General features: G+C 52.1%; 20 protein-coding genes. 4 read left to right on the plus strand and 16 right to left on the minus strand.

The window, feature by feature from the left end; all coding sequences use genetic code 11:
- Positions 1 to 3: 3 nt before the first annotated feature.
- Positions 4 to 1,968 carry a DNA primase gene (gene dnaG / locus JWG39_RS01150; RefSeq protein ID WP_205217504.1) on the minus strand — a complete coding sequence of 655 codons (1,965 nt, stop codon included), beginning with the start codon at positions 1,966 to 1,968 and terminating at the stop codon, positions 4 to 6.
- A gap of 9 nt (positions 1,969 to 1,977) precedes the next feature.
- Positions 1,978 to 2,142, minus strand: coding sequence for a hypothetical protein (locus tag JWG39_RS01155; protein ID WP_205217505.1), 165 nt, complete (start codon positions 2,140 to 2,142; stop codon positions 1,978 to 1,980).
- Between the two features lie 96 nt (positions 2,143 to 2,238).
- On the opposite strand from JWG39_RS01155, the gene JWG39_RS01160 reads away from it, so the two are divergent.
- Entirely contained in the window at positions 2,239 to 3,936 is a 1,698-nt protein-coding gene (locus tag JWG39_RS01160; RefSeq protein ID WP_205217506.1) for an ABC1 kinase family protein, read from the plus strand.
- Between the two features lie 85 nt (positions 3,937 to 4,021).
- Here JWG39_RS01160 and JWG39_RS01165 read toward each other — a convergent pair whose 3' ends face one another.
- From JWG39_RS01165 to JWG39_RS01195, 8 genes are all read right to left on the minus strand, one after another.
- Positions 4,022 to 4,702, minus strand: coding sequence for a triose-phosphate isomerase (locus tag JWG39_RS01165; RefSeq protein WP_205217507.1), 681 nt, complete (start codon positions 4,700 to 4,702; stop codon positions 4,022 to 4,024).
- 74 nt (positions 4,703 to 4,776) lie between these two features.
- A complete protein-coding gene (locus tag JWG39_RS01170; protein ID WP_205217508.1) occupies positions 4,777 to 5,073 on the minus strand; it encodes a DUF167 domain-containing protein in 297 nt (98 codons plus the stop codon).
- Positions 5,073 to 5,207 carry a hypothetical protein gene (locus tag JWG39_RS16660; RefSeq protein ID WP_275888934.1) on the minus strand — a complete coding sequence of 45 codons (135 nt, stop codon included), beginning with the start codon at positions 5,205 to 5,207 and terminating at the stop codon, positions 5,073 to 5,075. The genes JWG39_RS01170 and JWG39_RS16660 overlap by 1 nt, the downstream gene beginning before the upstream one ends.
- A gap of 190 nt (positions 5,208 to 5,397) precedes the next feature.
- A complete protein-coding gene (locus JWG39_RS01175; protein ID WP_205217509.1) occupies positions 5,398 to 5,703 on the minus strand; it encodes a YggT family protein in 306 nt (101 codons plus the stop codon).
- A 16-nt stretch (positions 5,704 to 5,719) separates the two neighbouring features.
- The gene (metG, locus tag JWG39_RS01180) at positions 5,720 to 7,654 is read right to left on the minus strand and encodes a methionine--tRNA ligase (RefSeq protein WP_205217510.1); all 1,935 of its coding nucleotides are present in this window, start codon (positions 7,652 to 7,654) and stop codon (positions 5,720 to 5,722) included.
- Complete coding sequence (locus JWG39_RS01185; RefSeq protein WP_205217511.1) at positions 7,654 to 8,634, minus strand: PSP1 domain-containing protein; 981 nt, start codon at positions 8,632 to 8,634, stop codon at positions 7,654 to 7,656. The genes metG and JWG39_RS01185 overlap by 1 nt, the downstream gene beginning before the upstream one ends.
- Before the next feature lie 46 nt (positions 8,635 to 8,680).
- The gene (gene holB / locus JWG39_RS01190) at positions 8,681 to 9,676 is read right to left on the minus strand and encodes a DNA polymerase III subunit delta' (protein ID WP_205217512.1); all 996 of its coding nucleotides are present in this window, start codon (positions 9,674 to 9,676) and stop codon (positions 8,681 to 8,683) included.
- On the minus strand, positions 9,676 to 10,704 hold the full coding sequence (locus JWG39_RS01195; RefSeq protein ID WP_205217513.1) for a 3'-5' exoribonuclease YhaM family protein: 1,029 nt from the start codon (positions 10,702 to 10,704) through the stop codon (positions 9,676 to 9,678). Before JWG39_RS01195 ends, holB begins: the two co-directional genes overlap by 1 nt.
- A gap of 383 nt (positions 10,705 to 11,087) precedes the next feature.
- Here JWG39_RS01195 and JWG39_RS01200 point away from each other — a divergent pair, with 383 nt between their 5' ends.
- Positions 11,088 to 11,648 (plus strand): glycine cleavage system transcriptional repressor, encoded by a 561-nt coding sequence (locus tag JWG39_RS01200; protein ID WP_205217514.1) that lies wholly within the window; start codon positions 11,088 to 11,090, stop codon positions 11,646 to 11,648.
- A gap of 29 nt (positions 11,649 to 11,677) precedes the next feature.
- Positions 11,678 to 13,060 (plus strand): PFL family protein, encoded by a 1,383-nt coding sequence (locus tag JWG39_RS01205; RefSeq protein ID WP_240191914.1) that lies wholly within the window; start codon positions 11,678 to 11,680, stop codon positions 13,058 to 13,060.
- Positions 13,061 to 13,475: 415 nt separating this feature from the next.
- Here the strand turns inward: JWG39_RS01205 and JWG39_RS01210 are convergent, their stop codons facing one another.
- The 4 genes from JWG39_RS01210 to htpG form a co-directional block, all read right to left on the minus strand.
- Complete coding sequence (locus tag JWG39_RS01210) at positions 13,476 to 14,093, minus strand: DedA family protein (RefSeq protein ID WP_205217515.1); 618 nt, start codon at positions 14,091 to 14,093, stop codon at positions 13,476 to 13,478.
- A gap of 104 nt (positions 14,094 to 14,197) precedes the next feature.
- Positions 14,198 to 14,842 carry a protein-L-isoaspartate(D-aspartate) O-methyltransferase gene (locus JWG39_RS01215; protein ID WP_240191915.1) on the minus strand — a complete coding sequence of 215 codons (645 nt, stop codon included), beginning with the start codon at positions 14,840 to 14,842 and terminating at the stop codon, positions 14,198 to 14,200.
- A 14-nt stretch (positions 14,843 to 14,856) separates the two neighbouring features.
- On the minus strand, positions 14,857 to 15,240 hold the full coding sequence (locus tag JWG39_RS01220; protein ID WP_205217516.1) for a hypothetical protein: 384 nt from the start codon (positions 15,238 to 15,240) through the stop codon (positions 14,857 to 14,859).
- A 160-nt stretch (positions 15,241 to 15,400) separates the two neighbouring features.
- A complete protein-coding gene (gene htpG / locus JWG39_RS01225) occupies positions 15,401 to 17,266 on the minus strand; it encodes a molecular chaperone HtpG (protein ID WP_205217517.1) in 1,866 nt (621 codons plus the stop codon).
- A gap of 494 nt (positions 17,267 to 17,760) precedes the next feature.
- Here htpG and hemG point away from each other — a divergent pair, with 494 nt between their 5' ends.
- Entirely contained in the window at positions 17,761 to 19,146 is a 1,386-nt protein-coding gene (gene hemG, locus JWG39_RS01230; RefSeq protein WP_205217518.1) for a protoporphyrinogen oxidase, read from the plus strand.
- Positions 19,147 to 19,285: 139 nt separating this feature from the next.
- Here the strand turns inward: hemG and dnaA are convergent, their stop codons facing one another.
- Together dnaA and JWG39_RS01240 are read right to left on the minus strand one after the other, a co-directional pair.
- The gene (gene dnaA, locus JWG39_RS01235) at positions 19,286 to 20,614 is read right to left on the minus strand and encodes a chromosomal replication initiator protein DnaA (RefSeq protein WP_205217519.1); all 1,329 of its coding nucleotides are present in this window, start codon (positions 20,612 to 20,614) and stop codon (positions 19,286 to 19,288) included.
- A 1,052-nt stretch (positions 20,615 to 21,666) separates the two neighbouring features.
- Positions 21,667 to 22,443 carry a ComF family protein gene (locus tag JWG39_RS01240; RefSeq protein ID WP_205217520.1) on the minus strand — a complete coding sequence of 259 codons (777 nt, stop codon included), beginning with the start codon at positions 22,441 to 22,443 and terminating at the stop codon, positions 21,667 to 21,669.
- Between the last annotated feature and the right edge of the window lie 154 nt (positions 22,444 to 22,597).

The following is a 22,597-nucleotide window of genomic DNA, read 5'->3' on the forward strand; positions in this document are numbered from 1 at the left end:
CTGTCACCCGCCACGGGCTTTTCCCCGGTGGAGGGCCGCAGCAACCTGTACCTGCTTCATCATCAGGCGATCCACCTCTTCCATATCACCCATTTTCTCCGCCAGTATAATCTGTTCCTGTAATGTCCCGAGGATCTCCCCGCTCTCCCGTACTCCAAGAGTATCCAAAATCTGCTGAAACTCAAGTTCCCGGGGATCTCCCGTATCATCCAGGCTCCTGTCTGCGGGCTGGGGCGGGTAGAGCATTGTCCATGAAACAAAGGTACGCTCCTCTCCCTCCACGAGAACATTGAGCAGTTCCTCCGGCCCGGCAAATTCATTTTTCTCCAGCAACTGCCCAATGGTGAGAAAGAGGCTCTCTCCCGGGGTGTCAGTAAGAAATTTTCGCACCCCCGCATCAACCAGGCTCCTGTAATGATCCAGGTTACACACCATCCAGGCGGCAATCTGCCGCTGCGGAAAAGTCATTCCGCAATGCGGTGCCCCGGAAAACTTCTGTTGCCCGAATGCAGGTACGACCACGGCGGAAGAACTCTCTTCCTCTGCCCATTCGTGCGGAAAAGAAGCCTCCATTTCCTCCGGCTCCTGCATTTCTGTAATCCCCTGCAACTCTTCCTTCGCCTGCTCTTCGGCCTCGGCCTGTTCGACCTCCTCTTCCAGTACGGCCAGCGTCCCCTTTTCCATATCGAGGAGCTTTTCGAAATGGCTGATGAAGAGATCCCGCTTCAGCCTGTCCCCGGCCGCTGCCAGCAGAGGCTTGAGTTCCTGAATAATCTTCAATTTCCCGTCATAGGAAAGCCCATACTCTTCACGAAGACGTCCGACCGTGAACTCCGGCAGTTCCTGAGCCTCTTCAAGCAGTGCCCGCAAATCCTGTACACCGAACTCCCGGACAAAACTGTCCGGATCGTGACCGTCGGGCAGTATCGCAACCCGCCCGCTCACCCCCTCCTGGAGAAAGAGCGGGGTCGCCCGCACCGCCGCCTTGCGTCCAGCGGCATCACCGTCAAAGAGCATCACCACGTTACTGGTAAATTTTTTCAGCAGTCGCAGCTGCTCACGGGTAAGTGCGGTGCCGAGGGGAGCAACCACATTCTCACAGCCTGCAGCAAAAAGGCTGATCATGTCAAAGTTCCCCTCAACCAGTACCGCACGGTCGCTGCGGCGAATCGCATCTTTCGTCTGGTAGAGTCCGAGCAACAGCCTGCTTTTACTATAGACCGGGCTCTCAGGCGAATTGAGATATTTCGGCTGACCCTTGCCGAGAATCCGCCCGCCGAAGCCGCAGATCTGACCGGAAATATTAAAGATGGGAAAAACGATGCGGTCGCGGAAACGATCGTAAAGACCACCTTTACTCTTCTCCACCATAAGCCCGGCTTCCACCGCTGCTGCCTGCTCCTCCCTCGTCAATGTTTTCCCAAGGAAGTTCCACCCTTCGGCATCTGGTGGTGGAGCAAATCCCAGCTTAAATTTTTTGGCCACGGCCATCGTCACACCGCGTTTGTTGAGGTAGGCATGCGCTGTCCGCGCCACCCGACCGGAGTAGAGATATTTCTCATAACACTCCGCCGCCTTCTCACTCACTCGATAAAGGCGCCTGCGCTGTTCCTGCAGTTCCATCTCTTTCTTTGTCTGCCTTTTTTCAGGAATCGAAACACCGAATTTATCCCCCAGAATACGCAGTGCCCCGGGAAAATCAACATTTTGATATTTCATTACAAAGCTGATTACATCACCCGATTCCCCGCAGCCAAAGCAGTGAAAAAACTGCTGCGCGGGAGTCACTGAAAAGGAGGGTGTTTTTTCTCCATGAAAGGGACAGAGACCAAGCCAGCGGGAGCCGCTTTTCTTAAGATCAACATACTCCCCGATCACCTGCACAATGTCGGCAGCCTCCTTCACCCGGGTAACGACATCAACGCTGTCCGCCCTTGCCGCCCCCTCATTTTTCCTTTTCAAGAGCAATACAACACCTCAATTTTCCTTTTTTTTACCGCCGAAACAGGCAGCCAGCACAGGCAGGACGATGGCTGTCCCGTTCCCCCCGCTTTTTGCAGTGTTACCCGATTTCCACAACAGTGCAAGGAGCAGATGACCTCGGTATTGCTCAAATGAATCCGCTTTGGTAAGTTTGAACATATATACAGGGAAAAGCCCTCAAAGACGTCTCTTTCCAGCCGACTGTTCCGACAGTCTGTGCACGACACATCACAACACGCCATCCTCCCGGTTACCATGAGAATACCATCCATCAGGCGCACCATCACCAACACCCGCAGACTCGCAGAAATTGCGGGGGTGCTCTCCCGGTTCGGTTTCCAGCAGCTCCTTCAGGAAGCCGGGATCTATCGCATGCTCGGGAAATCAAAAGAGGAAATACACAGCGATAAATCCGGAACACATTCGCAGTTGCCGAATGCCGTACGGGTACGAAAAGTGCTGGAGGAACTCGGCCCCTCCTTCATTAAACTCGGTCAGATTCTCTCCACCCGCCCCGATCTTATTCCACCGGAATGGGCAAATGAGCTGAAAAAGCTGCAGACTGACTGTCCCCGCGTTCCCTGGTCAGAGATCAGCAGCACCCTGCACAACGAGTTTCCCGGCGGGCTCAACCTGCTTTTTGCCAGTATTGACGAAGTTCCTCTCGCCGCTGCCTCCATCGCTCAGGTTCATGCTGCCAGACTGCTTGACGGGACTGACGTGGTACTCAAGGTACTCCGACCCGGCGTCCGCCAGATCCTTGAAGAGGATATGAGCCTCGTCGGAATATTCGCCAAAGTGGTAGAGCAGTATTTCTCCAACCTTGGCTACAGTCCAACGGCGGTGGTCAAGGAATTTTCACGGGAAATTCTCAAGGAAATTGATCTCGTGATTGAGGGGCAGTCCGCCGACCGTATGCGTCACGATTTTGAGGACGATCCCAACGTCAGTTTTCCAAAGATTTACTGGGAAACCACCACCCGCAATGTGCTGACCATGGGACGGGTGCACGGACAGGTTCTGAGCTCCATCGACCCGGCCACATTAAGTCTGGTCACACGGCGCAAGATCGTCTCGATTGGCACAGATGCTGTCTTCAAACAGTGTCTGCGATTCGGTTTTTTTCACGCTGATCCGCACCCCGGAAATATTTTTCTCCTCGAAAACGGCGGCATCTGCCTGATTGACTGCGGCATGGTGGGCCAGATCGACAAGGGGACCACTGACCAGCTCATCAACCTTGTCAACGGGGTCATTCGCGGCGATGAGAATCAGCTCTGCCGAGTTGTTCTCGCACTGACCAATGCCGATCCTGAGGTCCTCGACAGTCGTGAGTTCCGCCTTGATCTGCGTCACTTCATCTCTCACTTTCAAAGTTGCAACCTGAAGCAGCTTGATATAACCAGTCTGCTCTCCAGCTTTTTCTCCATACTGCAGAACTACCATATTCAATGCCCTGGCGACCTGATGCTGCTCACCAAGGCGCTTACTACCATTGAGGGCGTGGGAGAATGGCTTGACCCCAGCTTTGATATCCTTTCCCATGTGGAACCGCTGATCCGTGAAGTTATAATGGACCGTTACTCTTTTCAGGCAATCCGTAAACGGGTACTGGACCTGCTGCAGCACAGTTTTGAGTTGATGGAGATGCTGCCGAATGATCTGCAGCGTTTTCTGGAACAGGCGAGGCACAGCCGCTTCACGCTCAATCTTGAGCTGAAACGTATTGAGGACCTCTCCGAGCGGGTGATGTCAGCCAGTCGGCTGATGGGCATGGCAATGATTATTGCCGCGTTGTTTGTGGGATCGTCGATTCTCGTTCTTGCGGATCGAATCTCGAAAACTCCGGCGAGCTTCATCAGCCACCTTGGAATAATTGGCCTGGTGCTGGCAACACTGTTCACCGGAGGCTTTGTTATCTCTTTCCTGCTGCCAAAGAAGAAGGAAAAGTAAGGGAACCCTGAACACGTGGAAGTTCAAATCGAAACGACGATGCTGGCAGGCAGGGGATTCTCCCCGGCCCTCTTTCCAGGTACCTTTACGCGGCAGCCGCACAGACAGCAGCAAAATTTGCAGGATCAAGACTGGCTTTGCCGACAAACAGTCCGTCAACACCTTCCACCGCAAGCAGCGCCGCAGCGTTTTTCCCGGTAACTGCCCCACCGTAAAGGATGATCGCACCAGGGACAGCACGCTTCATACGGGTTACCATCCCGGTGATTTTCTCTGCCGATTCAGGGATCCCGGAGACAGCCGGATCAGTCGGGGTATACGCAAGCATTACTCTGCCGTTGAGATCAGCCAGCGACGAGAGTCGGGAAACCTCGGCGACATCCGCAACACAGACAAGGGGAACAATCCCCGCGTCCACAGCCTCAGCAGCCTTGTTCAGGGCATCCTGCACATTCTCCTGAAAATATCTGCGCCGTTCATTATGACCAACGATGGCATATTGTACTACTCCCTTGAGCAGGTCTGCAGCCACGGCACCAGTATAACTTCCTCGGGGGAACGGGGATAGATCCTGAGCTGCAAAGAAAAAATGCTCCAGCCTGAGATGCTTTGCCTCAGCGGCAAGGCTTTCGATGCTGACCATCGGTGGCGCAATAACCACGGAGAGATCTTTTCCCGGGTGCCAGATTCCGGCAAACTGCTCAAGCCAGCGAAGTCCTTCAGCAGTCGTCTTGTTACTCTTCCAGTTACCTGTGATATATTTCATGGTGTTTTACCTCCAGGGGAAGCCCCCTTATGAGAACTCAGAAAAAAATCAAAAAGACGCCGCAGGCTGTTCCTTCAGTCTGAATCTGTCAGCATCCGCCGAACTCTCTTTTCATCCACGCCGCCAACCTCAACAGTCTTGCGACGTGAGGTCATACCGGAGACAACCATCGCATCCCTGATCCGGATGCCAAGGCACCGAACAATAAATTGCACCACTGCTTTGTTGGCCTTACCATCCACCGGCGGTGCTGCGACAGCAAGTTTCAGCCGCTCGCCGTAGAGCCCGACCACTCGGCTCTTCTTTGCTCCGGGTTGAATGTGCAGGTCAAGGAGCAAATTGCCATCATGCTTCTGCCTCAGCCAGGGCATCAGACCACCAGATCTTTAGAATTTATTCCGGCCACATCATTCCCGTGGCCATTTCTGTCGGAGACTTTTTCATCAAAGACGCCGAGGCTGACGAGATATTTTTCAAGAAGAATCTGCACTTCATTGCGAACCATGCCCCTCACCTCTCAAGCTCCCTGGTCAAAACCCCAAACTGGGAGCTATAATATGCACCTTTTAGCATGTTTGAGTCACACCTTCAGCTCACAGGCCTGTCCGTTGAACTCAAGAGTACCAATCTGCTCTTTGAGTTCCTGATTCCGGAGGGAATGAAGAGCATTTCTAATGAGTGTTTTCACCGTCTCTCTACGGCAGATACGCCGGTGTTCCACTCAACTGCATCAGGGTCGGGACAAGAAATCTCTGCAGAAAAATGATAGCGAGAATAAGTACAAATGGGGACAGATCAATGCCCTGCATAAGCGGGAGATAGCGGCGAATCCTTGCCAGCGCTGGCTCTGTGGTCCGGTAGAGGAACTGTACCGCCGCATTGCGTGGATCAGGATTAACCCAGGAGATCACAGCCCGCCCGATAACAATCCACATATAGAGCTGCAATACAAGGTTGATTATTGTAGCAATTGCCGAAAAAAAGTTTTGAAAAAGAGTCATTTTATCCCTTTAAGATTTAAGCAACCCCGCTTCCCGGGGTAATTTTCCCATCCACAGAGGAGAGCAGCAGTCGATCGCCGCCGTCCCCCTTCTCTTTTGCGGCAAGCACCATTCCTTCGCTCATCACCCCCATCAATTTGGCGGGCTTGAGGTTGGCAACAATGATAACCTCTTTCCCAGGCAAATCCTCCACCCGATAGTGTTCTGCAATCCCTGCAATAATAGTGCGCTCTTCCGGTGCCCTCACCTGCAGACGCAGGAGACGGTCGGAACCCTCGATCGGTTCGGCGCTGATAATCTCCGCCACGCGCAGATCAATCTTTTTAAAATCCTCGAAGGTGACAAAAGCGTCGTCGGCCCTGTCAGCCTGCTGTTTTTTTTCTTTTCCCCCTTTCTTTTTCTTCCCGGCCGGCTGCTCTTGCTTTTCCGCTGCAAGACGGGGAAAGAGATTTGGCAGCTCAACGAGGACGGTCCCTGCGACAAGGCCTCCCCAGTTTCCGGCAGAATCAAGAGATGCAAGGTCGCCCTCCTGCACGTTGAGGGCTGCACCCATCTTCGCGGCAGCACCGGGCATTACCGGCTGCAGCACGAGGGTAAGCAGACGCAGGCTCTCAAGGATACTGTAGAGGACAGTATCCAGGCGGGTCGCGCTGGCCTCATCCTTCGCCAGCGTCCAGGGTTCACAGGCAACGATATATTTATTGGCAAGGGCGACAAAGGCCCAGACATCAGCAAGTGCTCTATGGAAACGGAAGCCATTCATCTCCCGACGATATTTTCCCAGCATTATCGCGGCCGCGTCGGCAAGACCCGCTTCCAGTTCCCCCGGCTCACCAGGTTGTGGCACCACCCCATTACGGTACTTTTTCACCATCGCCAGCGCCCGGCTGAAAAGATTGCCGAGGTCATTGGCGAGGTCAGAATTATAGCGGGTAGTGATCAGCTCCGCATTGAAGGAAGAGTCCAGCCCAAAGCTCATATCCCGCAGAATAAAGTAACGCAGGGTATCCACACCGTATTCTGCGGCAAGTTCCCTCGGGCGGACCACATTGCCCAGGCTCTTGCTCATTTTGGTATCATCCACGTTCCAGAAGCCGTGGACGTGCAGTTTTTTATAAAGCGGCAGCCCCATGGAGAGGATCATCGTCGGCCAGTAGATGGCATGGGGTTTAAGGATATCCTTGGCGATCAGATGTTCCGCCACCGACCAGTACTCATCGAAATGTTCCCCGTCAGGATAACCTATGCCGGTCAGATAGTTTATCAGGGCGTCAAACCAGACGTAGGTCACGAATTTTTCATCAAACGGCAGCTCAATTCCCCAGGTGAGACGACTCTTCGGACGGGAGATACAGAGATCTTCCAGCGGTTCAGAGAGAAAAGAGAGGACCTCGTTGCGGTAGCGTTCCGGGGTAATGAAATCGGGGTGCGTCTTGATGTGGTCAATGAGCTGCTGCTGATATTTCGACATGCGGAAGAAATAGTTCTCCTCGGCGATCTCCACCGGAGGAACTTTATGGTCGGGGCAGCAGCCGTTCACCAGCTCCTTCTCAGTCAGGTAACGTTCACAGCCCCGGCAGTAGAGTCCGGTATATTTGCTGAAGTAAATGTCACCGCGCTCGTGCACCTCGGAAAGAATCCGCTGCACAGTGGCAATATGGTCAGGATCAGTGGTGCGAATACAGCGATCGGGTTTGACATCAAGAACAGGCCAGGTCTCCCGGAACATTGCGCTGATGCGATCCACATACTCTTTCGGAGTCGCGCCCTCTTTTTCCGCTGCTTCTACAATCTTTTCCCCGTGTTCATCAGTTCCCGTCTGGAAACGTACAGGGGCATCGCAGAGCCGGCGGAAGCGGCTGTAGGTATCGGCAACAATAGTAGTATAGGCGTGACCCAGATGAGGCTGCGCGTTAACATAGTATATGGGGGTTGTGATATAGGTCGTCATTACTTTTTCTTCTTTCCTTCAGCGCCGGTTTCCCGTGCGCCCTGTTTACCGCGTTTTTGTTTTTCTCCACCAGGGGTATGAGTATGGCCCTGGCGTTTTGTGTCACCGTCACGGCTCTCCGCTTTTCCCTTCACAGGGACAGCCTCTTCCCACTGTTCCCGACTGAGAGAAACCTCTTCACCAGAGGAGTTTTCCGCCAGCACTGAGCCGCACAGAACATTCTGCCGGCGGACAAGGAACTGTTCCCTGCCAAGAAGTATTCGCCGGCCGGGGCGGGGCATCTTCCGCCGCTCCTTTTTGTAACTGTTGTATTCATGGGTAAGACAGCAGAAGAGACGGTTACAGACCCCGGAAATCTTATTGGGATTCAGGGGCAGATCCTGTTCCTTGGCCATCTTGATAGAGACAGACGAAAAGTTCTTCAGATGGCCGCTGCAGCAGAATTCCCGGCCGCAGATACCAACACCTCCCAACATCCGTGTCTCATGCCGGACCCCAACCTGACGCATCTCGATTCGGGTGCGATACTCCTGTACAAGATCTTTCACCAGCCCGCGGAAATCGACCCTGTTCTCGGCGGTAAAATAGAAGATCATCTTGCCGCCGCCGTAGAACTTCTCAACCCTCACCAGTTTCATCACCAGGTGGTGTTTCTGCACCAGTCGCAGGCAGACAGCACAGGCCTTCTCTTCACTTAACAGAAGATTCCTGTAGTCGTGAATCTCATCCTCGCCAGCGATGGCAACAATCTCCATTTCAGTCTTTATCGGACCGTGCTCACAAAAAGAGATGGGAGCAAGTTTCATAACCGTTGCCGGCTCAAGACCGTGGTCGGTCTGCATCATTACCACCGTACCTGCCGGCAGTTCAGAAAGACGGCTGGAAACAGTTGTCCAGGGACTTTCCGGACGCTGCTGCACACGGAAAAACATTGATGTCCTGTCGTTTTTTTCGTTTTCTTTTATTATGTCAACGGTCATTTCATCATCTTTTTATGTTCTACAGGCCTGATCGCACCCGCATCGCTCAGGCCTGCAGATTAAAGAGCAGAATTTCACAGACCAGCGCACGATTACAATTTCGGGAAAGCTGCTGTTCGGCCCGCTCAAGTGCCCGCATTTTAGCAGACAACCTTTCGGAGTTCCACCTTTTATCCGTTTCCCCTTCCCTCACCGGGTGGTAGAGAGAAAGGGAATCCCTGTCGTCAAGCAGCAGATCTCGCAGCCACCTGCGCAACAGCGCAAAGAGTTCATCCAGTTCACTTTTCAACTCAGCCATTCTCGCTGCAAAATCGAGTACATCAAGGAGATGGAGGTCACCCCGTTTTTCCGGGTCGGACAAAAACTCCACCAGCTCTGTCCACAGTGGTACAATTCCAAATGTGCGCAGGGTGAGAGCCCTGCCGGGACTGCCCCCGGCAAGCCGCGACAGCAACTCCGCTTCAGCCCGCTCCAGCTCATGCTTCTCCTGCAGGATATCCACCGTTTCCTCAAAACTCAGCGGAGCAAAGGAGATAGTCTGACAGCGGGAAACAAGCGTTGCCGGTACATCTCTTGAAGAGTCGGCAGTGAGTACCAGCAGATTGCCGGGACGCGGTTCTTCCAGCGTTTTTAACAGGGCGTTGGCCGCCTGGGTGGTCATGACATGAACATCCTCCATTACCACCACCCGCACCTTCGCCTCGAAAGGCGGGTACTCAAGAGAGGTAATCATCTCCCGCACCTGGTCCACCTTAATTCCCGCCCCCCGGGGCTGGATCAGCATAAAGTCGGGATGGTTCCCACTGGCGTATTTACGGCAGGAAATGCACTCCCCGCAGGCCTCAAGGAGATCTTTACGCCCTTCTGCCTGACAATTCAGGGCAGCGGCAAGCCCACGGGCAAAAAGGGTCTTCCCCACTCCCTCCGGTCCACGGAAGAGACAGCCATGGGGTAACCGGCCACTGGTCACACTGCGACGGAGCAATCTCTTCGCCCGCTCCTGCCCTTTGAGACGGCTGTAGCGAATCGCCTCATTTTTCATCAGAAGAGCTCATTATCAAAGAGAGAAGGTTGATTGCGGCGCGGCTGATTTTCCTCCTCCCCGGGTTGTTTCTCGTAACCGCTGAGGTAAAGATAGCGCTCCAGCAACCGCTGATATTCGGTAATCGTCCAGACACCACTGTCGAGTTTGACCCGCAGATTCTCAATCATGTTCATCCGAGCGTCAAGCTCGTCAGCCATGCTGAGCAGAAAGGCCTCCGGAGTCATCGGCACTACCGGCGAACCATATTCATTACGCCCGTGATGACTGAGGATAAGATGCTGCAGCTGATTGAGAGTCTCCTGCGGGAAATTCTTCAATTTTGCCACTGCCTCTCCAATCATCTCAATACCGATGGTGATATGTCCTTTGAGTCTTCCTTCAGCGGTGTAGAGCACCACCGCACCCTCAAAACCCATTTCCCGCATCTTGCCAATATCGTGCAGCAGCGCCCCGCTGATGACCAGGTCACGGTTGATACCGGGATAGTGTCTGGTGAGCATCTCCACCACTTTTGCCACAGAAAGACTGTGTTCCAGCAGACCGCCGACGCAGGCGTGGTGTACTCCTTTGGCGGCAGGGGCAATCTTAAAGGCATCGTACATGGGGCCAGGGCCGAAAAACTGTTTGAGAAGTTCACTCAGCGACTCATCCTCCACACTGACCAGCAGTTTTTGCAGGTCCCGCGCCAGCTCGCGCCGACAGGCACGGGTGGTGGGAAGGAAGGCAGAGAGCTCCACCTCAGAGGGGGAAACAACGGTAAACTGTTTCAGATCAAAGCGCAGGCTTCCCTGCCAGGAACCGATCTGCCCGGCACAGCGCAGAGCCGTTCCCGGACGGCAGGTTTCGGCTGCCCCATCGGCATTTTCCCACACCGGAGCGAAGATCTCCCCGGTTTTATCCATCAACTCAAGGCGGAGCCACGACTTGCCGGCGCGGGTGGTGCTGAGCTGCGCTGCCTTGACCATAAAGAGGTCATCCACCTGCTCTCCCTCGTTGAGAGATTCAATATATTTCCGCTTTTCCATCACCACTCTTTTCGCTCCGTCATTATTACACAATTACCGCATATTTAAACGAGATAGTATACCAATTATTACAGTTCACTACAAAATAAATACCCGTTCTTCGTAAAACCGGGTCATGGCGAACGCGTTTTTGCTGCTTGCTCATTTTCCTGTGGAATGTCATAATAAAGGATTATCAGTTTTAAATCCATTCTTCTGAGGATATTCGGGAGGGCGTTTTGAATATGGAGATATTTCAATCACATTCGAGGCTCAGCAGAAAAATATCTCACATCCATGTTGCTAATATTATGAGTACTCTGCTCTCCCTGTGGATATAAATTTTCACCTGTAACGAAGACGTTGGAAAAAAGATCAATTATTTAAGGTTCATGGAGAAGACAATGCAAAAAAAAATGGTTATTTCGGTAATGTCAAAGGATCGCCCCGGCATTATCGCTGACGTCACCGGCGCCCTGCTTGAACTCGGGGGTGATGTAGCCGACCTCAATCAAACCGTTCTCTGCGGTTATCTCACCATGATTCTCGGTGTCACCTTTCCCTCCGATATTACCCGGGAGGATATTTTTGCATCCATCTCCCACGTGAAGAGCAGAGAAAAATTTGAGCTCTCGGTAAAAGAGTTGCCGGAAACGGAAAATTTCAATGATATCCCGCAAGCCGAAGAGAGTTATATCCTCTCCCTGCAGGGGCCCAACTGCAAAGGTATCGTCCACGCCGTCAGTTCCATTTGCGGGCGCAACAACGTAAACATCATCGATCTCGGCACCAGCCTGCAGCAGGACCGCTACACTATGGCCGTACAGTGCAGCATCAAAGACGCGACCTGCACGCTTGAAGAGTTGCGCAAGGAGTTTGAAGAGTACGGCCGCGATGCAGAACAGACAATCATGATGCAGCATTACGACCTCTTCCGCGCCACCAACGAAGTCACCCTGCACTAAAGGTACACTAAAAAATAGAAGGAGAAATAATGCTGCGTTCAGATCAGATTCTGTCCACCGTTGAGATGATCCAGAAGGAAAATCTTGATGTGCGTACCGTCACCATGGGAATTAACCTGCTCGACTGTCACGCCGAGACAGTGGCAAAAACCTGTGCCAATATTGAAGAGAAGATTCACACTTTTGCAGGAAACTTCGTTCCCACCTGCAACGAGATGGGAGAAAAATACGGTATCCCGGTGGTCAACAAACGGCTCTCGGTTACCCCCATCGCCTTTGTCGGCGCGGGCTTTGAACGGGACGGATTTGTTGAGATTGCCAAAGCGCTGGACCGTGCCGCCACTTCTGTCAATGTTGATATTCTCGGAGGTTTCTCCGCTCAGGTTGAGAAAGGAATGACCCAGACCGACCACGAATTTATCGCCTCCATCCCCGATGCCCTGGCGCAAACGGAAAAGATTTGCGCTTCCATCAACATCGCCACAACCAAGAAAGGCATCAATATGGATGCCCTTGCCATGATGGGACACACCATCAAGGCGATTGCAGAGAAGACTGCAGACAACAACGGCTTTGGTGCTGCAAAGTTTGTCGTCTTCTGCAACCAGCCCGGGGACAATCCTTTTATGGCCGGTGCCATTCATGGACTGGAGGAGTCAGAGGCAGTGCTCAATGTGGGAGTTTCCGGCCCCGGCGTCATCGCCCGTGCTCTTGACCGGTTAATTGCCGACCACCCGGAGCCAGGTGCACTGCAGTTTGACGAACTGGCGGAGGAGATCAAACAGACGACCTTCCGTGTCACCCGCTGCGGAGAATTGATAGGGCGGGCAGTATCGATGTCCCTCGGTATCGAATTCGGCGTGGTCGATCTCAGCCTTGCCCCTACCCCGGCCATCGGCGACAGCGTCGGAGAAATCTTCAAGATCCTTGGCATGGATGCCATCGGTGCCCCGGGCTCCACTGCAATTCTTGCCATGTTGAATGACGCAGTAAAAAAAGGCGGCATTTTCGCCAGCAAAACGGTGGGCGGTCTCAGCGGTGCCTTTATTCCAGTAATGGAAGACTCCCTGCTCGCCGAAGCTGTAGGCGAAGGCTCCCTCTGTCTTGAAAAGCTGGAGGCAATGACCTGTGTCTGCTCCGTAGGGCTGGATATGGTGCCCATTGCCGGATCTGTGGACGCCGATACCATCTCCGCAATTATCGCCGACGAAATGGCTATCGGGGTCATCAACGCCAAAACCACCGCCGCACGACTGATTCCGGTACCAGGCAAAGAGGTTGGCGACTCGGTGAGCTTTGGCGGCCTCTTCGGTGCCGCCCCGATTATGCCAATCCGCAATATCGGCAAATCAAGCCGTTTCATTGCCTGGGGTGGACGAATGCCGGCACCGATACACAGCTTCAAGAACTGAGAGAAGAAACATTCTTCATTCCGTTCGACAAAAAAAGGACGACTTCCTCCAGGGAAGTCGTCCTTTTTTTGTCAACCCGACACCTTAAAAGAGGGTCTTATACCCATTCTTATTAAATTGTGACCGTACTAAATGCCATTTTCACTTTCTATTGGCGAATTTAAAGGCAGGGGGATGGGAGACAGGAGAAAGGAGACGGGAGACAGGGAAAAGCAAAAGACGGAACAGCGAAAAACTTTTTGTCTTTTTAGAGCTTCTTTAAGAAGTTACGCTTTTATAAAAAATGCCCTCTTTCGAATAATTAGACCATTTCTATTAAGTTATGCTCGTTTTACATCCTGTTCATCCATTCGTAATCGCCAAAAAAGATGTCCACGCAGTCGCGTTCTCTGGTCAATACAAAATGTAAATGGTATTATTCTACAAGTCCGGCCCGCTTATGTGCCTGCCAGCGATGCCAGTAGAGGAACGCGAGAAGAGTGCAGAACAGCACGATGATCGCAGCGATCCAGTGCAAATTCTGCGCGATCAGCACTTCATTTTTTCCACACCACCAGCCAAGTCCGGCCAGCACCAGCACCCAGATTCCGGCACCAAGGGCAGTTGCCAGGGCAAAGACCATGATATTCATGCGGGCAATCCCCGCCGGCAGAGATATATATTGACGAATTCCCGGCAGCAGACGGCCGATAAAGGTGCTGATGTGGCCATGACGGATAAAAAAGCGATCCGCTTTCTCCATCGCTTCGCTACTGATGAAAAGATATTTTCCATAACGTTCAAAGAAGGGACGTCCGAAGACCATTGCCAGCCAGTAGTTGAAAAGTGCCCCAATGAGACTGCCGCCGATACCACAGAGAATAACCATCCCGATGTTCATTTCACCACGACTGGCAAGGTAGGCTGCGGGGGGAATTACCACTTCGCTCGGAAAAGGGAAGAAAGAAGATTCCAAAGCCATCAGCACAATGATGCCAGGATAGCCCCAGGCACCGATGGTACCGACCAGCCATTGAACCAGATCATGAAACATAATACTCTCCAGTGACACGGCACCTTACAGCCGTAAGATAAAAACAGAAAAAGCGACTCATCTGACCCGCCTCTCTGAAAATTTTTATTCGCTTTTCACACTGCTCAGCCGCACCAGCCGTGGGCACCGACCAGATCGACAAACCGCACACTGGTAAGTGACCTCACCTGCACTTCACCATTTACCTTCTCCACCAGCTGTAACTCCTGTTCCTCTTGATCTCCTACCGGAATCACCATCCGTCCGCCTTCAGCGAGCTGGTCAATCAACGGTTGCGGCACCACCGGGCCACCGGCGGTAACAATAATGGCGTCAAAAGGCGCATACTCTGGCCAGCCGAGGGTTCCGTCAGCCATCTTCGTGCGGATATTAAAATAACGTAACTGAGTAAAGAGCTGCCGTGCCTGATTGAGCAGTAAGCTGAAACGCTCGACGCTGTACACCTGGCGGCAGATCCGTGACAGCACCGCAGCCTGATAGCCGGAACCGGTGCCGATCTCCAGCACAGAGTCCTCCGCCCTCAATGCCAGTGCCTGGGTCATGATTGCAACCACACTGGGCTGGGAAATTGTCTGCCCTGCACCGATAGGCAGCGGAAAATCGCCATAGGCTCGAGAGCACATGGGCTCGCCGACAAAAAGGTGACGAGGCACTTCCTGCATCGCACTCAACACCCGCGCATCAACAATTCCCCTCGGGACAAGCTGCTCCTCAATCATGCGCGAACGCGCATAGTCATAGAGATCCATCCTGCTGTTCACCTTTATTTACTCGTTTTCAGGGAATTCTCTTCCCAGCTCATCTCATCAGGATCACTGGAAGTATATTGCACACTGCTGACAACCTTGTTGGTAAAGGTGATGATGGCTACGTCCTCCTGAGGGCTGCCAAAATGGCTCCCCACCCATGGGAGTTTTTCAGCCGCTGTTTTTTCGGCCTGCCGATAGATCCAGCGCTCCCGACCGTCACCCGGCTCCTCAACCTTGTCCGGATCGCCGAGATAAATCAAAACATCCTCTTCGGAGGAGACCCCCTTCTTCACCATGCCGATATCAGAGGTCAGATGGCGCACGGGAGTATTATAACAGCTGCTCAACGCTGCGGCGGCAAAACAAAACAGCAGATACATCAGGATTTTTTTCAACACGTTTCCCCCATTAGATATGGTTCTGCGCCACAAAGTAAACTGTGAGCCGTAGAATTGCAACTGTTTCTACCGCTCTCACGCGGTGTTACACCATAAAAAAGCCCCGCCACCATTGAAATGGAGACGGGGCAGAAACACGGATGAACTCAAGCTCAACTTTTTATTTTACAACCCGGCTGAGCAATTTGTAGTTACGCTCCACCATCTTCAGCGGATCAATCTGCAGTCCAGCCTGGATCATGGCGTTATCGCAAATCTGCCAGGTAATCTGCCGGGCAAACTCATCATCACTGCCCTGCAGTTCGGCGAGTTTTTTGATCAGTGGATTATCGGCATTGATTTCCATTTTTTTCTTACTCGCCTCCGTCCCCGGCAGGCCGTGCTCCCGACGACCGGCAGCCATGATACGTTCCATGGAAGAGGTCATGTAACTGTCGGGATTTACAATCATCGCCGGTGCATCCACCAGCCGTGTAGAGATGGTCACCTCGGAGACAGCATCTTTCAGCAACTCCTGCATCCATGTCAGCAGGCCGTCGAGCTCTTTGTTCTCAGGTTTCTCTGCCTCATCCTTCTTCTCGTCTTCTTTTTTATCAAGGGAAAGGTCGGCCCGCTCAGCAGAAACGAGTTTTTTACTGTCAAACTCACCGAGATGATTAAGCGCAAAGTCGTCGATAGGCTCAAGGGTGTAGATAATTTCAATATCCTTCTTCCTGAACAGTTCCACGTACGGTCCAGCCTCAATTGCAGCCCGGCTCGGTCCGTTGATAAAATAGATTTCCTCCTGATCGGGTTGCATCCGGTTTACGTAATCAGTCAGCGATACCATCTTGCCAGCTTCGGATTTGGAGGACTCAAAACGCAGCAGCTTACCCAGCTCCTTCTGATATTCAAAGTCAGAAGTAGCGCCCTCTTTAATGAAAATCCCGAAGACATCCCAGAACTTCTCATATTTCTCCGGCTCTTTTGCAGCCAGTTCATCAAGAGACTTGAGGAAGCGCCTGGTAATAACCCTGCGCAGTTTGGCTACAAGGGCGTTATCCTGGAGAGCCTGGCGGGAGATATTAAGCGGCAGATCTTCACTGTCCACAATCCCTTTGAGGAAACGCAGCCACTCCGGCAGGATGTTTTTACTGTGCTGATCAATGAGAATACGCTGACAATAGAGGTTAACACCCGGCTCCATCTTGCCGAAACCCATACTCTCGAAATTCTCTTGCGGGACGAAGAGCAGCGCGTTGATCGCCAGCGGGGCGTCAGCAGAAAAATGCAGGCGTGTGAGCGGATCATTGCCGGCATTAGCGATAAACTTGTAGAATTTATTATACTCTTCATCGGTGATCTCGCTGTGACTTTTAGTCCACAGAGCCTGAACGGTGTTCACCACCTCTCCATCGAGCTTCACTGGATAAGGAACAAAGGAGGAGTATTGTTTGATTACCGATTCAATCTTCCACTTCTGGGAATAATCTTTAGCCTCCTCCTTGAGATCAATGATAATCTTCGTCCCGCGATGCAGCCCTTCCACCTCCGTGAGAGTATAGGAACCGGCACCCTCGGAAACCCACTCATTACCGGTGCTTTCATCCCAGCTGCGGGAAAGCACCCGCACTTTTTTCCCGGCCATAAAGACAGAATAGAAGCCGACACCAAACTGTCCGATCAGGCTGACGTCTTTTTTCGCCGCCTCCATAAGTTCTTCCAGATAGGCGTTGGATCCGGAATGAGCAATGGTGCCAAGGTTACTCTCAAGCTCCTCGTGGGTCATACCGATCCCGGTATCGGAAATGGTCAGGGTATTGGCCTTGTCGTCCACTTCAACGGTAATTTCAAGGGGCAGGTCGGCATCAAAGGGATCAGTGACGGTAAGGGCGGTGTGACGGAACTTCTCAAGGGCATCGGCAGCATTGGAAATCAGCTCACGGACAAAAACATCCTTCTCGGTGTAGAGTGAGTTTATGACGATATCAAGCAGCTTGCGCGTTTCCGATTGGAATTCAAAGGTCTGAGTTTTGTTTTCTGTCATGATTTTTACTCCTTTTCTTCAATAAATCAGGGGAAAGGGAAGCCTTCCCGGCATCCCCGCATAGGTGTCAATTTCGACCGGAAATGTTAATCATACAACACTTTGTGTCAAGATATTGGTAACTTCTCAAAAACTCGTGGCAAACAAAAAATATTTAAGAACAAAGAGTTCATCAAAATTAAAATGGAAAGAGCGGAAAAAGGGAGACAGAAGATCTCCCGCTGTACAGGAAGAAAATTATGGATATAATTGCGGCTGGTAATATTTACATGAGGGTACCTTGAAACAACCTGCATTCGTTTACATTCAAGGCACAGGAGGGAATGTACCCGTCTGTAACTTTGACATCGGAGCCTGGCCTTCCCTCCGAGGATATTTAAAAAAAACTGTAACCAGGAAGACGGGCAATTATTCGATGTTCCCGTGAACCTCACCGCCGACGGTGCCGGACACATCAGCTCTGACGCCATAACTCTGAAAACGGAGATTCTTTGATGAACGATCTGCAGACCCTGATTGTCGGGGGTGGCCTCTCCGGCCTCACCCTCGCCCATACCCTCCGCACCCGCGAGCCGCAGCATCGTCTGCTGGTGCTGGAGAAGGAGGCTCAGACCGGCGGAGTGATCCACAGCTTCACTGAAGATGGGGTAATTGCCGAGCCCGGCCCCCACGGTTTTCTTGACAACTGTGCCGAATCACGCCAGCTGCTTAAGGAGACTGGTCTTGAGGATGAATGCCTGCGTGCCTCTTTGAAGGATTTTGTCCGTTACGTGTATCACAATGGCACCTTGAAGTGCATTCCCCAGAACCCGCTGAAAATCCTGCGGGCACCGCTCATCTCACCGTGGGCAAAACTGCGGGTCGCCGGTGAGTTTTTTACCAGAGCCCTGCCCGGAGAACCTTCAGTGGCGGAGTGGGCCGAGCACCATTTTGGCCCGGCCCTGCTTCCTTACCTTGATGCAGCCCTCACCGGTACCTGGGCGGGAGATATTGAGCGACTCTCTATCGACAGTGTAATGCCGGGAGTGCGTGCTCTGGAAAAAAAGCACGGTTCAATACTTCGCGGCCTGCTGACAAAGATGAAAGCGGCAAAGAAGGCAGGTGGGGAAAAACGCGGGCTGCCAGCCATGACCAGCTTTCCGCAGGGGATGGGACATCTCGTGACACGGCTCGCCGATGAGCTGAAAGCAGGTGAAAATCTCCTCTGCAATTGTCCGATTACCGCCATCTCCGGACAGGAGGGACGCTGGCTGGTGCAATGCGACGGAAGAAGTTTCTCCGCCGACAACCTCATCCTCGCCCTGCCGGTCAACGCGGCGCTACACCTGCTCGCCCCCCTGGATACGCCCCCAATACCATCAATTCCAGAGGCAGATCTCTTCAATATTGCCATGACTTTCCCCGCTGAGACCCCTGTCCCTCCCGGATTTGGCTTCCTCATCCCGGAGCAGGAGGGAAAATTCATCCTCGGTTGCCTCTTCTCCTCTAATATGTTTCCCGGCCGTGCCCCGCAGGGCATGCAGCTTGTAGAAGTTCTGGTCGGGGGACGCCGTCATCCCGGGCGGGTACAGCTGCCGCCGGAGGAACTGCAGGCGAAGGCCATTGCCGACCTGCAGGAAATTCTCGGTTTCACCACTCCGCCCACCTGGGTGAAGATAATGCAGGGTGGACGTATTCCTCAGCTTGAAGAGGGCAGCCCCGCCCTCCTTCGCTGGCAGAGAGATCTTCCACGTCGTCACCCCGGGCTGCATACCTGCGGTTTCGGCTGGGGCGGAATCGGCATCAACGATATGATAAAAGAGAGTGTGCGTGTAGCGGAGACGATTCTCGCCGGAAGTAACGGGAAAAGTACAGTTGAGGTAAAACCGATCTATTTTTGAGATAAGGGTACCCATCCCAGAATCCAAAGTGTTCGTATGAAACGGACAGGGCTTTGCAGAAAACAACCAAAAGAGGCCTGTGGAAAAATTCCACAGGCCTCTTTTCATTTCACAGGTTACCTCACAAAATATGCCTCGCTCACATCTGTGTCACCTTGTCACTGAGCATCTGGACCTGGGCGTTGACAGCGGTGTCACGGCGAACGCGATCGGTCACCACTTTAATGGAGTGCATTACCGTGGAGTGGTCCCGGTTGAAGCAGCGGCCGATATTAACCAGCGACTCCTCAGTGTGCTTGCGGGCAAGATACATGGCAACCTGCCGCGGAACACAGACATTTCTCTTGCGTGACTTCGACTGCAGAGCCTCAACACTCACCTTGAACTGACTGCTCACCAGTTCGCTGATCATCGGTGCAGTAAGCACCGACTCTGTGTAACCGACAACCTGCGCGACCACCGAGCGCACCATCTCAACATTCACCCCTCCGCGACTCATCCGCGTCATCATCTTCAAACTGCGCAGGGCAGACTCAATGCGTCGCACGTCACCGCGAATATGTGTGCCGAGATAATCAACAGAATCGGCATCAAGGATAAGATTCTCCAGCCCGGCCTTCTTCTCAATTATGGCACAGCGGGTGGAAGTATCCGGAGCCTTCATCGGAGTGACAATTCCAGAGGTCATCCGCGAACAGAATTCACTGTCGATATCCTTCAAATCCCTCGGGGCGGCGTTGGAAGTAAAGACAACCCGTTTGCCCGATTTAATCAGACTGTCGAGGACGTCGTTGAGCTCCTCCTGAGTCTTGTTTTTTCCCGTAAGTGTATGGATATCCTCGACCAGAAGAATATCACAGTTATCCATATACTTGGCCTTAAAATCGTCCATGGTCCGGTTATGAATTCCGCGCACCATCTCTGCAGCAAACTGTTTGGCCGTGAGATAATGCAGGCGGGTCAACGGCGACTCCATCCAGATTTTATGAGCCACAGCGTGAGTGAGATGACTCTTGCCGAGACCGGTAGCACTGTGGAGATAGAGACAGATACCGGCGAGACTGTCGCCATCAGTCATGGACTCACATGCCGACTCTGCCATCATATTGCTTTCCCCGACCATGAACTGATCGAAAGTATATTTTGGGTTAAGGGAACGCAGCCGGCTGTTATTTTCCGGTACCAGGGGCAGTCGTTTCTGATACGGGGAAGTACTTTTCTTCGGAGCGGCACGATGAACCGCCTCACGCAACACCAGTTCACCATTTTTTACACCGGCTTCTGCCAGCAGGGATTTCACAACAGCTGCAAAGTGACGCTCAACATAGGCACTGATAAATTTATCAGGACTCTCCAGCACAAGGCGACGACCATCAAATGATGTAAAACTGAGCGGTTCCAGCCAAAGCTGGTAAATACTTTCCGAGACTCGACTGCGCAGGCCCTGCTGGATTTTTTTCCAAACCATCTAAATTCCTTCCTCTCTTCTTAATCCCAAATTACAGAAACACCACTTGCCTCTGCTCTGCACCTTTTTTCTGTCCGGCAGGATATGATCGGACCGCGAGCAAATTCGGTAGAAACGGGTACATGACAGAAAAAACACCGCCCCCATCCTGCGAACACAATCCTCCGGAAACAGAGCAGACTACTTCTGCAAAATATGCAGCGTCTCTGCAAATATACTATAGTTTCCCCAAACAGGAACCAGATCCCTGCACCGAAGTACAAAAATTTCAGCTTTCCCTGTCAGAAACCTGTCCCCGAAATTTTCCCCTGGGGAGGAACTGCCTCTACAGTACTGGCTCTCATTTCAACTGCATCTTTTTTACGAAACTTCACGGATGGTATCCAGCTCTTCTCCCCGATGACCCAGAAGGGAAAACTGCAACAGGGTACCTTTAAACAGCCTGCATTCGTTCCTCTTCGAGGCACAGGAGAAAATGTACCCGCCTGTAACTTTGATATCGGAGTCTGGCGTGTATTTCCGAGGATAAATTTTTACTGTAACAAAGAAGATGGGCAATTATTCAAGGGACCCAACAGTCTTGAGCCCCTGCGACTCCACCCTGACGGGTGTTGACTCTGTGGAGAACAACTGCAGAGTAGACTGCCATGCGCAACATACCTGCGAGTAAACCTCACCTGATGGTTTCCGTCAAAGATGGTTTCCCCCCTTTTACCCCACTTCTGCCAGGCCGGGAAGTCGCTGCTAAAAACATCGTATATTCATAATTTTACGACAATGAGATGTGCTTATCTCCTGATTTTACGAAAGAAACCGGTCGCCCCCCCCACACATCGTGTTAATTCACCCAGTTACAGAGTTTTCCACAAAATTATCCACAAAATTCGTACAGCCTTAAATTCCATATATCTCAAAATTAATGTTTTTATCTTTATATTACACAATATTACTCAAATATGTTTACGGAAACAGCGTGAATACAAGAAGATGAGTTCCTGCATATTTTCATACGTTTTTCCTGCAGACTCATCGTTACAATGCAAGCTGAAATTTCATCTTTTTTCCAGTGGTGTCCGGCCAAGAGTCAGGGAAAAAACCTCACAAGCACCCGATTTAACTAATGTTTTACTGCATTCCTCAAGGGTGGCTCCTGTGGTATAGATATCATCAACAAGACAAACCCGTTTATTTAGAAGAAGTTCTGGTTGACGAATACAGAACATATTCCGCAAGTTTTTGGCACGTTTCCGGCGATCCAGCGTACTCTGAGGAGGGGTGTTTTTTGTTCTTTCAAGAAGTTTTACGACAATTTTATCATTATCATACCCGAAAAAGCCTTGAGCCAGCAACAAAGACTGGTTATAACCCCTCTTCTGCAGGCGTTTTTTATGCAGTGGCACAGGAACAATAAAGTCACATTCAGCAAATCCCTCCGGCACCCTCTCTCCGGCAAGTTCCAGTATAACCTTAAGCACCTCCAGTCTGCGTTGAAACTTGAATTTGAGAATAATCCGGCGCAAGGTCTCATTATACACGAAGAGAGAACGACAGAGGGTAAAGGACGGCCGAGTATGCAGACAGTTCCCGCAGAGATTTCCCGCCCCGGTTCCCTGTGGCATTTCCCTGCCGCAGATTCGACAAAGAGGTTTCCGCAGAGGGAGGATCCTTTCGAGACAGGAATCGCAAAGGTCCACCGCCTGCCCGCCACGCTCCAGCAGAGGCCGACCACAGACGACACATCGCCGGGGCAGCAGGATCTCTGCGGCTCCAGCGACAAGCGCCGCTCCCCTCCGGTTTGCTCCGTACAACATGCGCTGCAGTCTGTTCACTCTCTCTCCCCTTTATCGTTAAAATTCACGGATATAAATTTTTCAACAAATCAGCCTGAGCCGATTGCAATTCCGCGCAAACATGGCATAATAAGGTATTTTCAGGTGTCCTGGATCTATCCGGTGTGAGAAATAAGTCATGCAGAAAGACTTT

The sequence above is a fragment of the Desulforhopalus vacuolatus genome, assembly GCF_016918505.1.
GTDB lineage: Bacteria > Desulfobacterota > Desulfobulbia > Desulfobulbales > Desulfocapsaceae > Desulforhopalus > Desulforhopalus vacuolatus.

Bases quoted from the DNA above. Each gene is read 5' to 3' on its own strand.
- JWG39_RS01155 (WP_205217505.1), bottom strand. From the start codon at position 2,142: ATGTTCAAACTTACCAAAGCGGATTCATTTGAGCAATACCGAGGTCAT.
- JWG39_RS01160 (WP_205217506.1), top strand. From the start codon at position 2,239: ATGAGAATACCATCCATCAGGCGCACCATCACCAACACCCGCAGACTC.
- JWG39_RS01165 (WP_205217507.1), bottom strand. From the start codon at position 4,702: ATGAAATATATCACAGGTAACTGGAAGAGTAACAAGACGACTGCTGAA.
- JWG39_RS01170 (WP_205217508.1), bottom strand. From the start codon at position 5,073: ATGCCCTGGCTGAGGCAGAAGCATGATGGCAATTTGCTCCTTGACCTG.
- JWG39_RS16660 (WP_275888934.1), bottom strand. From the start codon at position 5,207: ATGGTTCGCAATGAAGTGCAGATTCTTCTTGAAAAATATCTCGTCAGC.
- JWG39_RS01175 (WP_205217509.1), bottom strand. From the start codon at position 5,703: ATGACTCTTTTTCAAAACTTTTTTTCGGCAATTGCTACAATAATCAAC.
- metG (WP_205217510.1), bottom strand. From the start codon at position 7,654: ATGACGACCTATATCACAACCCCCATATACTATGTTAACGCGCAGCCT.
- JWG39_RS01185 (WP_205217511.1), bottom strand. From the start codon at position 8,634: ATGACCGTTGACATAATAAAAGAAAACGAAAAAAACGACAGGACATCA.
- holB (WP_205217512.1), bottom strand. From the start codon at position 9,676: ATGAAAAATGAGGCGATTCGCTACAGCCGTCTCAAAGGGCAGGAGCGG.
- JWG39_RS01195 (WP_205217513.1), bottom strand. From the start codon at position 10,704: ATGGAAAAGCGGAAATATATTGAATCTCTCAACGAGGGAGAGCAGGTG.
- JWG39_RS01200 (WP_205217514.1), top strand. From the start codon at position 11,088: ATGCAAAAAAAAATGGTTATTTCGGTAATGTCAAAGGATCGCCCCGGC.
- JWG39_RS01205 (WP_240191914.1), top strand. From the start codon at position 11,678: ATGCTGCGTTCAGATCAGATTCTGTCCACCGTTGAGATGATCCAGAAG.
- JWG39_RS01210 (WP_205217515.1), bottom strand. From the start codon at position 14,093: ATGTTTCATGATCTGGTTCAATGGCTGGTCGGTACCATCGGTGCCTGG.
- JWG39_RS01215 (WP_240191915.1), bottom strand. From the start codon at position 14,842: ATGGATCTCTATGACTATGCGCGTTCGCGCATGATTGAGGAGCAGCTT.
- htpG (WP_205217517.1), bottom strand. From the start codon at position 17,266: ATGACAGAAAACAAAACTCAGACCTTTGAATTCCAATCGGAAACGCGC.
- hemG (WP_205217518.1), top strand. From the start codon at position 17,761: ATGAACGATCTGCAGACCCTGATTGTCGGGGGTGGCCTCTCCGGCCTC.
- dnaA (WP_205217519.1), bottom strand. From the start codon at position 20,614: ATGGTTTGGAAAAAAATCCAGCAGGGCCTGCGCAGTCGAGTCTCGGAA.